Source organism: Paracoccus xiamenensis (assembly GCF_011308835.1).
GTDB lineage: Bacteria > Pseudomonadota > Alphaproteobacteria > Rhodobacterales > Rhodobacteraceae > Paracoccus > Paracoccus xiamenensis.
In genome coordinates this window covers 277,848-289,877 of the sequence record NZ_JAAOHY010000003.1, presented here as the reverse complement: position 1 = coordinate 289,877, position 12,030 = coordinate 277,848, and the positions used below count along the sequence as shown (strand labels likewise).

Below are 12,030 nucleotides of genomic sequence, written 5' to 3'. Positions count from 1 at the left end.
CTGTGGCCTCGGGCGGCCGATTGTGTCACAGGATGGCAGGTCACTTCAGGAAGCCCGAACCCATGCCGCCACCCCCAGTCTCGCTTGCCGAACGCGTCGCTTCGGATATTCGCGACCTGATCGCGCAGGGCGCGCTGCGCCCCGGTCAACGCCTGTCCGAGGCCGGCATGGCCGAACGGCTGGGCGTGTCGCGCAATACCCTGCGCGAAGCCTTCCGGTCGCTGACGAATGAGGGGCTGGTAACGTACGAGGCCAATCGCGGCGTGTCCGTTACGGTGCCCAGCATGGCGGCGGTGATCGACATCTACCGCGTTCGTCGCATGATCGAGGTGCAGGCCCTGCGCAGCGCCTTTCCGCAGCATCCGGCAGTGGCGCGGATGGCGGCTGCGGTCGCGCGGGCGCAGGAACTGGCCACCGGGCGCGACTGGGTGGGCGTAGGCAACGCCAATATGGAGTTTCACGCCGCCATCGTCGATCTGGCCGACAGCCCGCGCCTGAACGCCTTCTTTGAAAAGCTCGCGACCGAGCTGCGGCTGGCCTTCGGCCTGCTGGATGAGCCAGAGATGATGCACGCCCCCTATATCCCGCAGAACCTTGAACTGGTCGCCATGGTCAAACGCGGCGAATCCGAAGAAGCCGCCCGCCGGCTGGAGCAGTATCTGCTGCAATCGGAACGTGCGGTGCTGGCGGCGCTGACGCGGGCGGAAGGGGTGCATGGCTGACCCCTCAGACCAACAGCGCCGACGGCGCTGACGCGGCCAGCCCCTGCCATGCCGCCTGCGCGGCCAGCACGGTCTGCATCTGCGCCTCATGCGCGCGGATGAAGGCGGGGCCATAGATGGTTTCATCCGGGTATTCGGTGATCAGCGTCAGCGGCACGCGGTGGCGCGGATCGGGGCCGATATAGCAGGGGAAGCCGTTGACCATCTCGAAACCCGTCTCGCCGGCATGGGTCGCGTAAAGGGCGATCTGGCGGGCATTCATTTCCATCAACTCGGTATTGCGGGCCAGATCGGCGGTCACTGCCTCGGTCAGGGCGCGGGCGATATCGGCCCAGCCTTCGTGATGGCGCATGACCAGGAAAAAGCCCTTGGGCAGCGTCCACATGGCAAAGCCGCGCGGGACATAACCCGACAGCGGGCGCGTCCATTCATGCGCCGGATAGCCGTGCAGGTTGATATGCAGCTGCGCGCGGCTGAGCGTTTCGGCCTGCTGGCGGATGGCGTTTTCATAGAGTGCCGAGGGCGCCTGCCGGTATTCCAAATCGTCGCCAAAGGCGGTGTAGCGGGCGGCGTGGTGCATGTGGCGCGGATTATCCGCAACCAGCCGGCCATGCAGCGCATAGCCATCCGGGTTTTCCAGCGGCGACAGGGTGAAGGACGCGCCCCGTTCCTTCAGCACGCGGCCTGCGCGCAGGGCGCCGACAATGGCGCTGGTTTCGTTCGGGTGCTGCCCGGCCGAAATCATCACCGGCGCGCCGTCCCCGCTGATATGGCGCGCCTCGACCTCGCGCCCGGCGCGGGTCGGCGCGGTGAAGCGCGTGCCGCCGAGCGCCGCCAATTCGTCGCGGATCTGCGCAGCGGCGGGCGGCGCGGTGGTATTGTCCAGCACCTGATGCGCACCCATGCGGTCGCCGGTCGCCAAGGGCCTCAGGCTGACGGTCAGGCCGGGCGGGCCTTGGGTGATTTCCGGCACGATCTGGCCCGGTTGCAGGTGCCGGTCGCCGACCGGGCGGCCGGAAAGCTGGCCGAAATATTCCAGCAGCGAGAAATACAGATCCTCGTGCAGCGCCTCGCGCAGGCTCAGCGCTTCGTCATCATGGTTCAGGGCTTCATCATCTGCGGGGATGGTGACGGCGAGGTTCAGTTCTTCGAAATAGGGTTCCTGGCCCCAATCATGGGCGGCGACGGCCTCCATCGCGCCGTGAAACAGCGCCTCATAATCGGTCGGCATCGGGGCCGACTGGTCGCCCGCGATCAGCCAGCCGCAGGGCGACAGCATGGGCGCGCCTTCCAGATCGGGATGTTCGCGGTTGGGGGCGAAAACGCGGTGTGTTTCGGTGCCTTCGGGATAGGTCAGGGTGATGTCATAGAGGTCGGTGCAGGTGCCGGCGGTGAAGCTGACCGCCGCCGGGGCCAGCAGCGCCGCCAGTGGATAGCTTTCCAGCAGGAAGCGGTTCGGGATCGCTGCCGGATGGACCGGATAGGCGATGCGGGCGGCGGTGAAGCCGGGGCGGGCTTCTTCCAGAAAGAAACTCACCACGGGTTTGTAGGCCGACCGGATGCGGGCGGTGATGCCGCGCGTGGCAAGCGCGCCTTCGGTGCGGCGGCGGGCGGCGCGGTCGTCGAACGTCCATGCCTCGACCCGCGTGCCGGCGGGCGCGTCCGAAAAGCGGGCGACAAGCGCGTCCAGCGTGCGCGGCGGGTTGGCTTGGTGCAGGATCATCTTTCGGTCCTTCCGGTCGGGTCAAGCTGGTCGCGCAGCCAGTCGCCCAGCAGGTTCAGCCCCAGCACCGTGAACAGGATGGCAAGGCCGGGAAAGACGCTGACCCACCAGGCCGATTGCAGATAGGTGCGGCCCTCGGCCAGCATGCCGCCCCAACTGGGGATGGTCGGATCGACGCCGAGGCCCAGAAAGGTCAGGCTGCTTTCCAGCAGGATGTTGTTTGCGACGTTCAGCGTCATCAGCACGATCACCGGGCCCAGCAGGTTGGGCAGAAGGTGCTGAAACAGGATATTGCGGTTCTTCACCCCGATGGCCTGCGCCGCCAGCACGAATTCGCGTTCGCGCAGCGCCAGCACCTGCGCACGCACGAGACGCGCATATTGCACCCATTGCGACACGATAAGCAGGATGATGGTATTGGTCAGGCTGCCGCCGATGACCGCGATCACGGTGATGGCCAGCAGGATGAAGGGCAGCGCCAGTTGCACATCGGCAAAGCGCATCAGGATCACGTCCCAGATGCCGCGGTAATAGCCCGCGACCAGCCCCATGATGACGCCCAGCACCACCGAACCCGCGACCGAAACCAAGCCCACCGTCAGCGAGATCTTGCCCCCCGCCACGGCGCGGGCAAGCACGTCGCGCCCGAGCGGATCGGTGCCGAAGGGATGGCCGGCCTGTTGGAAGGGCGGCAGCAGCCGCGCCATCAGGTCGATCTTGCCGACATCGGGAAACAGCCAGCCAGAGGCCAGCACGAGGCCGCAGATTACCAGCGTGATCCCGGCGCCAAGGATGAATTCCAGCGAACGAAAGCGCGACATCGGCCTACTCCGTCCGGATGCGCGGATCGACCAGCCCATAGGCGATATCGACCAGCAGGTTGACCAGAACGATCAGGGTGGACAGCACCATGATCACGGATTGCAGCACCGGGTAATCCCGCGACGCGACCGCATCGAAAGCAAGCGAGCCCATGCCGGGCCAGTTGAACACCCGTTCGACCACCACAACGCCGCCCAGAAGCCCGCCGAATTGCAGTCCCATATAGGTGATCAGCGGGATGGCGCAGTTGCGCAGCGCATGTTTGTAAAGAACCGTGCGCTCTGGCAGGCCCTTGGCGCGGGCGACCATGATATATTGGGAATTCAGCACCTCCAGCATCGAGGTGCGGACCAGCCGCACATTGGTCGCGGTCAGGATGACGCCGAGGGTCGCGGCCGGCATGATGAAGCTGGCAGGCCCGACCATGCCGCTGGGGGGCAGCCATTTCAGGGTAATGGAAAACAGCAGCACCATCATCGTGGCCAGCCAGAAATTCGGGAAGGACAGCCCGACCAGCGAGACGACGCGGATCAGTTGGTCGACCCCGCGGCCCTTGTGGACCGCCGCCCATATCCCCAGCGGGATCGACAGCAGGATCGACACCGCCATGGCGCAGAAGGCGAGTGCCAGCGTCGCCGGCAGCGCAGACCCGATCAGCCGGGCGACCGGGGTGCCGCCGATGAAGCTGTTGCCGAAATCCCAGGTGAACAGGCCCGAGAGCGTGTTCAGATACTGGGTGAGAAAGGGCTCGTTCAGGCCCAGCCCCTCGCGGATGCGGGCAAGGTCCGCCTCGGTTATCTCGGTCGCGCCCGAGGCGATCATCAGCGCCGGGTCGCCGGTCAGGCGCACCGCGAATGCCACGATCAGCGTCACCACGACGACCACGAAGGCCGCCTGCAGCAGGCGTTTGAGCAGAAATCCGGCCATGCCGAGCCCTCGCTTTTCCGGTTGAGTGTGGGCCGGCCCGGTCAGGGGCCGGCCCGGCGTCTTACTTCACCGTCACTTCGTTCAGCTTCAGGCGGCTGTCCGGTGCGGGGGTGAAATTCTCGACCCGCTTGTTGATCGCGTAGATGGCGTTCAGGTTGTAAAGCGGCATTTCCAGCGCCCGGTCGGCGGCATAGACGGCGATGTCCTGCAACAGCTTCTCGCGCTCGGCCTTGTCGGTCATCGGGCGCTGTGCCTCCAGCAGCTTGTCCAGTTCGGGATCGCTGTCATAGGGGTTCCATTTCTGGCCGGTGTGATACATCGCATAGGCGGTGTTGTCGTAATCGAAGGTCCAGCCACCCCAGGATTGCTGGAACATCGCGCCGGTCTTGCCCTGCGGGATGATGTCGTTCAGCAGCACGTTGGTTTCGTAAGGCTTGATCGTCGCGACGATGCCCACGGTGGACAGATAGGCTGCGACGGCCTGGGCGACCTCGTTGAAGGTGGAGTCATTGCCGCGGGTGTTGATTTCCACCGTCGCGCCGGGCTGGATGCCGGCATCGGCCAGCAGCTTCTGCGCGCCTTCGGGATCATAGGGCAGCGGCTGCAGATCGGCGCTATAGCCGAAGCTGTCCTTGCCCTGGAACGACCCAATGGTCTCTGCCTGCCCGGCGAGGATCGAGCTCACGATGGTCTCGCGGTCCACGGCCATGATCAGCGCTTTGCGGACATTCGGGTCCTTGGTGATGCCGTCGCGGGTGTTGAAGCGCAGCGCCGCCACCGTCGGCCCGGCGGTCGAGACGATTTCAAGATTGTCGTCGGCCTCGATCGTCGGGATCATGCCGATCGGAATGGTCGGCGGAATGACCAGATCGACGCCGCCAGATTGCAGTTCGGCCACGGCGGTCGCGGGTTCGGGGATGAAGCGGTATTCAAGTTCCGACAGCTTCGGCGCGCCGCCCCAATAGTCGGGATTGGCCTCCAGCTTCACGCCGACCTTGGGTTCATAGGAGGTGACCTTGAACGGGCCGGTGCCGATGGGCTTCATGCCGAATTCGGCGTCGCCGACCTCGGCATAGTATTTCGGCGGCACGATCATGGCGCCGTAACCGGCCAGCTTGGTCAGCAGTACCGGATCGGGTTCCTTCAGGATGAAGTCGACGGTCTTGTCGTCGATCACCTGCACCTCGGCGATCGAGGTATAGTTCGATTGCTGCGGCCCCTTGCCGCCTTCCTCGCCCAGCAGGCGGTCGAAGGTGAACTTGACGGCCTCGGCGGTGAAGGGCTCGCCATTCTGGAAGGTCACGCCCTGACGCAGGGTAAAGCGGATGCGCTTGCCCTCATCGAGTTCTTCCCATGCCTCGGCCAGACCGGGGACCAGTTCCATGTCGGGTCCGCGATAGGTCAGGCCTTCGAAGACATTGGTCGCGACCGAGGCCCAGTTGACCAGAAACGTGTCGATCGGGTCCCAGCCGCCCGGATCCTGCGGGGATGAGATGGTCAGCTTGCCCTCGGCTGCGGCCGGGGCGGCAAAGGCTGCGGCCGACAGGATCAGCGCCAGCGCGGTTGCGGTCAATGTCTTCATGGGTTCCTCCGAGTGTCAGGTGTTCGCTGTAAAATGGCCGGGGGCCAGTTCGGTCAGGGTGACGGGTACGGGTTCTTCGCCCGCCTTCCGCGTGGTGGATGGCACCTCGCCTTCCAGCGCCGGGCGGTCGGGCCGGCGGGTCGGATCGGGCACCGGCACCGCCGAGAGAAGCCGGCGGGTATAGGGATGCGATGGATTTTCGAAGACCTGGGCGCGGCTGCCCAGTTCCATGATCTGGCCCAGATACAGAACCGCGACGCGGTGGCTCATCTTCTCGACCACGGCCATGTCGTGGCTGACGAACAGATAGGCCAGCCCCTCGTCTTTCTGCAGATCCATGAACAGGTTGATGACCTGCGCCTGAATGGACACATCCAGCGCCGACAGCGCCTCGTCGGCGATGATCAGGCGCGGCTTGCTGGCAAGGGCGCGGGCGATGCAGATACGCTGGCGCTGCCCGCCCGAGAACTGGTGCGGATAGCGAGCAGCGGCGGCGGCCGGCAGGCCCACACGTTCCAGCAGCTCGGCCACGCGGCGGGTGATTTCTCGGTCGCCCGACAGCAGGCCGTGGGTGCGGATCGGTTCGGCCACCGACCAGCCCACGGTCTTGCGCGGATCCAGCGAGGCGAAGGGATCCTGAAAGATATACTGGATGTCGCGGCGCAGACGCTGACGCTCTGCCAGACCCATCTGCGACATCGGGCGGCCGTCGAACATCACATCGCCCGAATGGGGCTTGTTCAGCTGCATGATGGTGCGCGCGATGGTCGACTTGCCCGACCCGCTTTCGCCCACCAGCGCCAGCGTCTCGCCGGGATGGATGTCGAAACTGACATTGGTCACGGCGGGAACGTAATGGGTGGTCCGGCCCAGCCAGGTCTTCTTCACGTCGAAGCGCACCGACAGGTCGCGGACCTGGATTAGCGGACCCTCCGCCATCCGCGCCGTGTCCTGCACCCGGCGCTCGCCCACCAGTTTCGGCGCGCCGTCTTCCAGCACGGTCAGGGGCGTGCGCAGTGGGAACGGCTCTCCCGTCATCTGGCCCAGCCGCGGGATCGCCGACAGAAGCGCCTGCGTATAGGGGTGCTGCGGATCGGCAAAGACCTTTTCGACCGGGCCTTCCTCGACCTTGCGGCCCTGCCACATGACCACGACATCATCGGCGATCTCGGCCACGACGCCCATGTCATGGGTGATGAAGATGATCGACATGCCCAGTTCGGCCTGCAAATCGCGCAGGATGGACAGGATCTGCGCCTGAATGGTCACATCCAGCGCCGTCGTCGGCTCATCCGCGATCAGCAGCTTGGGCCGGCAGGCAAGCGCCATGGCGATCATCACCCGCTGGCGCATGCCCCCTGAAAGCTGGTGCGGATAGCGCTTCAGCATCCCCGCCGCATCGGGCAGCCGGACCAGGTTCAGCAGGCGTTCCGCCTCGGTCAGGGCGTCGGGCTTGCTGCGGTTTTCGTGCAGCATCAGCACCTCGGCGATCTGGTCGCCAATGGTGAAGACCGGGTTCAGCGAGGTCATCGGCTCTTGAAAGATCATGCCGATCTGGTTGCCGCGAATGTGGCGGGCCTGATCCTGGCTGATCGACAAAAGGTCGATATCGCCGCCGCTGCCCTGAAACAGGATCCGCCCGCCGGTGAATTTCGCCCCCGCCAGATCCGCCAGCCGCATGATCGACAGCGAGGTCACGCTTTTGCCCGAACCACTTTCGCCGACGATGGCGACGGTGCGACCCTGCGGTGCGGAAAAAGACAGGTCGTGGATGACCGGATTGGACCCGAAAGCCACGCTGAGGTTTTCCACCGACAGAAGCGGGGCGCTGGCTGCTTGCGTCATCGTCATCCCTGTTGGTGCGGCAGATGCCGCGGCGTTGGCTGTCTGGCGTTGCGCCGGGGGATGGTTGCGTCGCGGCCCGTCGGGGCTGTTGCGTGACGCATCACCTCCTCCGTGATGCAGTTCCGCCCTCAGCTATCTGAGTTGTCGCGAAATACTCTCATATTTTGTCTGACAATCAAGATATTTTATTGAACAATCCGAAACTGCCTGAAATTTGCGCGCAAATCAGCGCTCAGCGGCGTGCAGCATGGATGGAGACCAGCCGCGCGCTTGTCCTATGGTGCCTCATATTCGGATGATTCGGCCCCCGGTGGCCCGCACAGCACAGCAACAGGGGGGTGCACAGGGATGACCAAGGCGGCGGTTCCCAACCCGGTCTCGATCACGCGGCAAAGCGCCTCGACGGTGCCGCGCCGGCTGCGCGGCCTGCTGTCGCTGGATGATTTTGAGCGACGGGCGCGGCGTCACCTGCCGCTGTCGATCTTCGGCTATGTCAGCGGCGGGGTCGAGGATGACGTCACTCTGTCGGAAAACCGCGCCGCCTTCCGCCGTATCGGGCTGCGGCCGCGGGTGCTGCGCGATGTTTCGGGCCGCAACCTGACGACCCGGCTGTTCGGGCAAGAATACGCGCTGCCCTTCGCCATCGCGCCCATGGGGTTCAGCGCGCTGGCTGCCTTCGACGGCGACGTGGTGCTGGCCAAAGGCGCGCGGGCGGCGGGCAGCTTTGCCATCTGCTCGGCCGCTTCGCTGACGCCGCTGGAACGTGCGGCCAGCGAAGGCGGCAGCCGCTGGTTCCAGTGCTATATCCCCGGCGACCGCACCCGCATTCAGGCGTTGCTAGACCGGGTCACGCGTGCGGGCTTTGACACGCTGGTCGTCACCGGCGACGTCCCGGTGGCCGGGAACCGTGAAAACAACGCCCGCAACGGTTTTGATGCGCCCCTGCGGATCACCCCGAAACTGTTCTGGCAGGGCATCACGCATCCGCGCTGGGTGTTTGGCACATTGGCGCGTGAAATCGCCACCCGCGGCATGCCGCATTTCGAGAATATGGAATCGGTGCAGGGCCCGCCGCTGTTCTCTCGCGATCTGGTGCGGTCCAAGATCGCCCGCGATGAGCTAAGCTGGGATCATATCCGCTTCATCCGCGAGATCTGGCCGGGCAAGCTGGTGGTGAAGGGCATCCTCGACGTTCAGGATGCGCAACTGGCGGCGGATGCGGGCTGCGACGGGATCATCGTGTCGAACCATGGCGGACGGCAGCTTGACGGTGTGGTCTCGCCGCTGGACGTGCTGCCCGAGATCCGCGCGGCGGTGCCCGATCTGGTGGTGATGTTCGACAGCGGCATCCGGCGCGGCACCGATGTGCTGAAGGCGATCATGCTGGGCGCGGATTTCGTCTTTGTCGGCCGGCCCTTCCTGTATGCGGCAGCGGTCTATGGCGAGCCGGGCGTCACCCACGCGATGAAGCTGCTGCGTGACGAGGTTCACCGCGACATGGCGTTGTTGGGCATCACCACACCCATGGCGGCACGCGAATACGCGCCGGTTCCGCTGCCGGGCTGAGACCGGGTCAGGCGATGTTCAGGATCGGACCTTCCAGCAGCCGCATCAGATCGCCGAAATGCCCGTCCGAGCGAGCCGGCTGCGTCGGGTCCGAGGTGATGGCCACGGCCAGATCGCGCCCCTCATGCGCGGCGATCAGCTGGCCGCCGTATCCACGCGCGATGACCCAACCGCTGCGGCTGAGAAACCAGCCATAGCCGTAATCCAGCCCCGAATAGGGCGACCGGGTGCGCGGCCGGGTCGATGCGCGGATCCAGTCTTCGGCCACCACCTGGCGGCCCTCGAACCGGCCACCGTCGCGCATCATCACGGCGACCCGCAGCATGGCGCGCGGTGTCAGCGCCATCTCATTCCCACCAAAGAAGAAGCCCTGTGGGTCGCGGGTCCATGGTGGGATGTCGATCCCCAGGCCCCGGCCCAGATGTTTGCGGGCCAGTTCAAGCAGGCTCTGGCCGGTGGCGGTAGCAATGGCCGCGCCCAGTACATGGGTGGTGCCGGTGGAATAGATCATCCGCCCGCCCGCCGCCGCGATCCGGGGCTGGCGCAGCGCATAGCTGACCCAATTGGGCGAGGCGACCCATTCGCCGTAATTCGGCCCCGAGGTCCCTTGCAGCCCCGCCCGCAGCGTCACCAGATCCTCCATCGTCAGCGCGCCCACGCCTTCGGTGGCGTCGCGGGGGATCAGCCGCGGGGCCAATTGGGCAAGCGTGGCGCCCGGGTCCGCAATATCGCCCTTGGCGATGGCGGCGCCCAGTATCAGTGCCAGCAGGCTTTTCGAGCATGACTTGATATTCGCCGCCCGCCCCAGTCCCGGCCCGCGCGGTGCATCGGCCAGAACCACCTGCCCACCGCGCTGCACCAGAACCGCGTGCAATTGTGGCAGCCCTGCGGCGGCGGCGCGGATATCCGCCCCCGCCCCGGTCTGGGCGCGGGCAAGGGCAGGGGTGGCCATGGCGGCCAGCGTGGCGGCGCAGAAGCTGCGGCGGGTCAGGGGCATCGGCATGGACAGTCTTTCGCGGCAGGGATGATAGCATGATGATAGCGGGCAGGATCGCGTGGGCGAGTCCGCTGTGACACCGCAGCGTTCACAGAAGGTCACAGCTGCGTCATCGGTCGAACCTCGTGCCACGACAAGGATGCGGCCCGCGAACGATCCGCACTGGCGCGCTGGTTCGGGTCGTTAGCGGCGCGTACAGCTTTGGACGCCGAAGATGCTGTAAAGCGGACAGGAACCAAGCAGAGCGGTCAGGATCAGCACCGCCGCGACCAGCAGCGCCAGCCAGAACCACAAACCATGACCCAGTGTTCCGGTCACCAGCGCCGCAAAAAGCAGCAGCACAGCCACGGCCAGCCGGATGGCACGGTCAGCGGATCCAACGTTCACAGGCATCTCAATCTCCTTTTCGAATCATATGCGTCCACCCTGCCATGACCAGCGGCGGGGCCTCAAACCGAGCTGTCATTCAACCAACGTGCGTGACGTGCGGCGCTGCTGGTTTCCGACGCATGATCGCGCGCCTGCGACGCAAATTTCGTGCCGTTGCTGCCGCGCATGAGGCGGCCGCAAGGCATCGTCCTGTTGAACTGAACGCCTCAGGAAGCTTCTTGTTTCCTCGCGGTCATCGACTGCTGTCGTCGTAGGTCGCAGTTTCCGGGTGCGGGGCGCGGCAACCACAGCGAAGGTCAGAACGGATATACCGGCAATCGGGTCATGCCGATCAGCGCGGGCCAAGGGGTCTGCGACGGCGGTGCACTGGACAGACCCTTGCCGGATGGATCAATAATGGCTTGCGGTCCGTCCTGCGCGTATGGCGGATAGCTGCATGCTACGCCTCAGCAAACGGAAAATGCCGATGCCTGAAGACTCTGCCCCGATACCATCACCCGACGATCGCCGGCTTGCGCGGATTGCGCGAGATATGATCTGGGTGCCCGGCGGCCTTTATCATATGGGTTCGGAAAAATATTACCCCGAAGAAGCGCCAGTGCATCGGGTCAAGGTCGGCGTTTTCTGGATGGACCGGACGCCTGTGACCAACGCCCAGTTCAAGCGCTTTGTGAAGGCCACGGGCCACGTTACCGAGGCAGAGCGCAAGCCCAACGCCAAGGACTATCCCGGTGCCCGGCCCGAGATGCTGTTTGCCGGATCGTTGGTATTCGCGCCGCAGCCGAACATCACCGATCTGCGGGACTGGCGGCAATGGTGGGAATTCCGCAAGGGCGCCGACTGGCGCCATCCCGAGGGGCGCGGCAGTACGCTGCGCGGGCGCGACGATCACCCGGTGGTGCATGTGGCTTACGCCGATGCACTGGCCTTTGCACGATGGGCGGGCAAGGATCTGCCGACCGAAGCCGAATGGGAATTCGCCGCACGCGGCGGTCTGGACCGCGCGGAATTCGCCTGGGGGGACGAACTGAACCCGGACGGGCGGCAAATGGCGAATACCTGGCAGGGGGCGTTTCCGGTCGAGAACCAGATGCTGGATGGCTATGCCGGCACTTCGCCGGTCGAAGCCTTCCCGCAGAACGGCTACGGGCTTTTCGACGTGATCGGCAATTGCTGGGAATGGACGCAAGACTGGTACAACTCGGCCCATACTGGCGACGCGCCCAAGGCCTGCTGCGTCCCCGAAAACCCGCGCGGCGGCGTGATGGAGCGCAGCTTTGACCCTGCTCTGCCGCAGATCCGCATCCCGCGCCGGGTGCTGAAGGGCGGCTCGCATCTTTGCGCGCCAAATTACTGCCAGCGCTACCGGCCCGCAGCCCGCCACGCCGAGGCCGTCGATACCTCGACCAGCCATCTGAGCTTTCGTTGCGTGCTGCGGGTGGCGGAGGAGTAACCG

10 protein-coding genes are annotated in these 12,030 nt (G+C 65.4%); 3 read left to right on the top strand and 7 right to left on the bottom strand.

Going from position 1 to position 12,030, the window contains the following annotated elements:
• Positions 1-62 precede the first annotated feature (62 nt).
• The gene (locus tag G7044_RS09875) at positions 63-722 is read left to right on the top strand and encodes a GntR family transcriptional regulator (RefSeq protein WP_166328419.1); all 660 of its coding nucleotides are present in this window, start codon (positions 63-65) and stop codon (positions 720-722) included.
• A 4-nt stretch (positions 723-726) separates the two neighbouring features.
• Here the strand turns inward: G7044_RS09875 and G7044_RS09870 are convergent, their stop codons facing one another.
• The 5 genes from G7044_RS09870 to G7044_RS09850 all read right to left on the bottom strand — a co-directional run bounded on the left by G7044_RS09870 (position 727) and on the right by G7044_RS09850 (position 7,621).
• Positions 727-2,445, bottom strand: a complete 1,719-nt coding sequence (locus G7044_RS09870) for a M14 family metallopeptidase (protein WP_166328417.1) — start codon at positions 2,443-2,445, stop codon at positions 727-729.
• Positions 2,442-3,266 (bottom strand): ABC transporter permease, encoded by an 825-nt coding sequence (locus tag G7044_RS09865; RefSeq protein WP_235931233.1) that lies wholly within the window; start codon positions 3,264-3,266, stop codon positions 2,442-2,444. The genes G7044_RS09870 and G7044_RS09865 overlap by 4 nt, the downstream gene beginning before the upstream one ends.
• A 4-nt stretch (positions 3,267-3,270) precedes the next feature.
• Entirely contained in the window at positions 3,271-4,194 is a 924-nt protein-coding gene (locus tag G7044_RS09860) for an ABC transporter permease (RefSeq protein WP_166328413.1), read from the bottom strand.
• 61 nt (positions 4,195-4,255) lie between these two features.
• Entirely contained in the window at positions 4,256-5,776 is a 1,521-nt protein-coding gene (locus G7044_RS09855) for an ABC transporter substrate-binding protein (RefSeq protein WP_166328411.1), read from the bottom strand.
• Positions 5,777-5,791: 15 nt separating this feature from the next.
• The gene (locus tag G7044_RS09850; RefSeq protein WP_166328409.1) at positions 5,792-7,621 is read right to left on the bottom strand and encodes an ABC transporter ATP-binding protein; all 1,830 of its coding nucleotides are present in this window, start codon (positions 7,619-7,621) and stop codon (positions 5,792-5,794) included.
• Positions 7,622-7,969: 348 nt separating this feature from the next.
• Between G7044_RS09850 and G7044_RS09845 the strand changes: the two genes are divergently transcribed.
• Entirely contained in the window at positions 7,970-9,187 is a 1,218-nt protein-coding gene (locus G7044_RS09845) for an alpha-hydroxy acid oxidase (RefSeq protein ID WP_166328407.1), read from the top strand.
• A 7-nt stretch (positions 9,188-9,194) separates the two neighbouring features.
• Here the strand turns inward: G7044_RS09845 and G7044_RS09840 are convergent, their stop codons facing one another.
• Together G7044_RS09840 and G7044_RS09835 are read right to left on the bottom strand one after the other, a co-directional pair.
• Positions 9,195-10,184 carry a serine hydrolase domain-containing protein gene (locus G7044_RS09840; protein WP_166328518.1) on the bottom strand — a complete coding sequence of 330 codons (990 nt, stop codon included), beginning with the start codon at positions 10,182-10,184 and terminating at the stop codon, positions 9,195-9,197.
• 183 nt (positions 10,185-10,367) lie between these two features.
• Positions 10,368-10,577 carry a YgaP family membrane protein gene (locus tag G7044_RS09835; RefSeq protein WP_166328405.1) on the bottom strand — a complete coding sequence of 70 codons (210 nt, stop codon included), beginning with the start codon at positions 10,575-10,577 and terminating at the stop codon, positions 10,368-10,370.
• Positions 10,578-11,106: 529 nt separating this feature from the next.
• Between G7044_RS09835 and G7044_RS09830 the strand changes: the two genes are divergently transcribed.
• The gene (locus G7044_RS09830; RefSeq protein WP_166328403.1) at positions 11,107-12,027 is read left to right on the top strand and encodes a formylglycine-generating enzyme family protein; all 921 of its coding nucleotides are present in this window, start codon (positions 11,107-11,109) and stop codon (positions 12,025-12,027) included.
• The last annotated feature ends 3 nt before the right edge of the window (positions 12,028-12,030 follow it).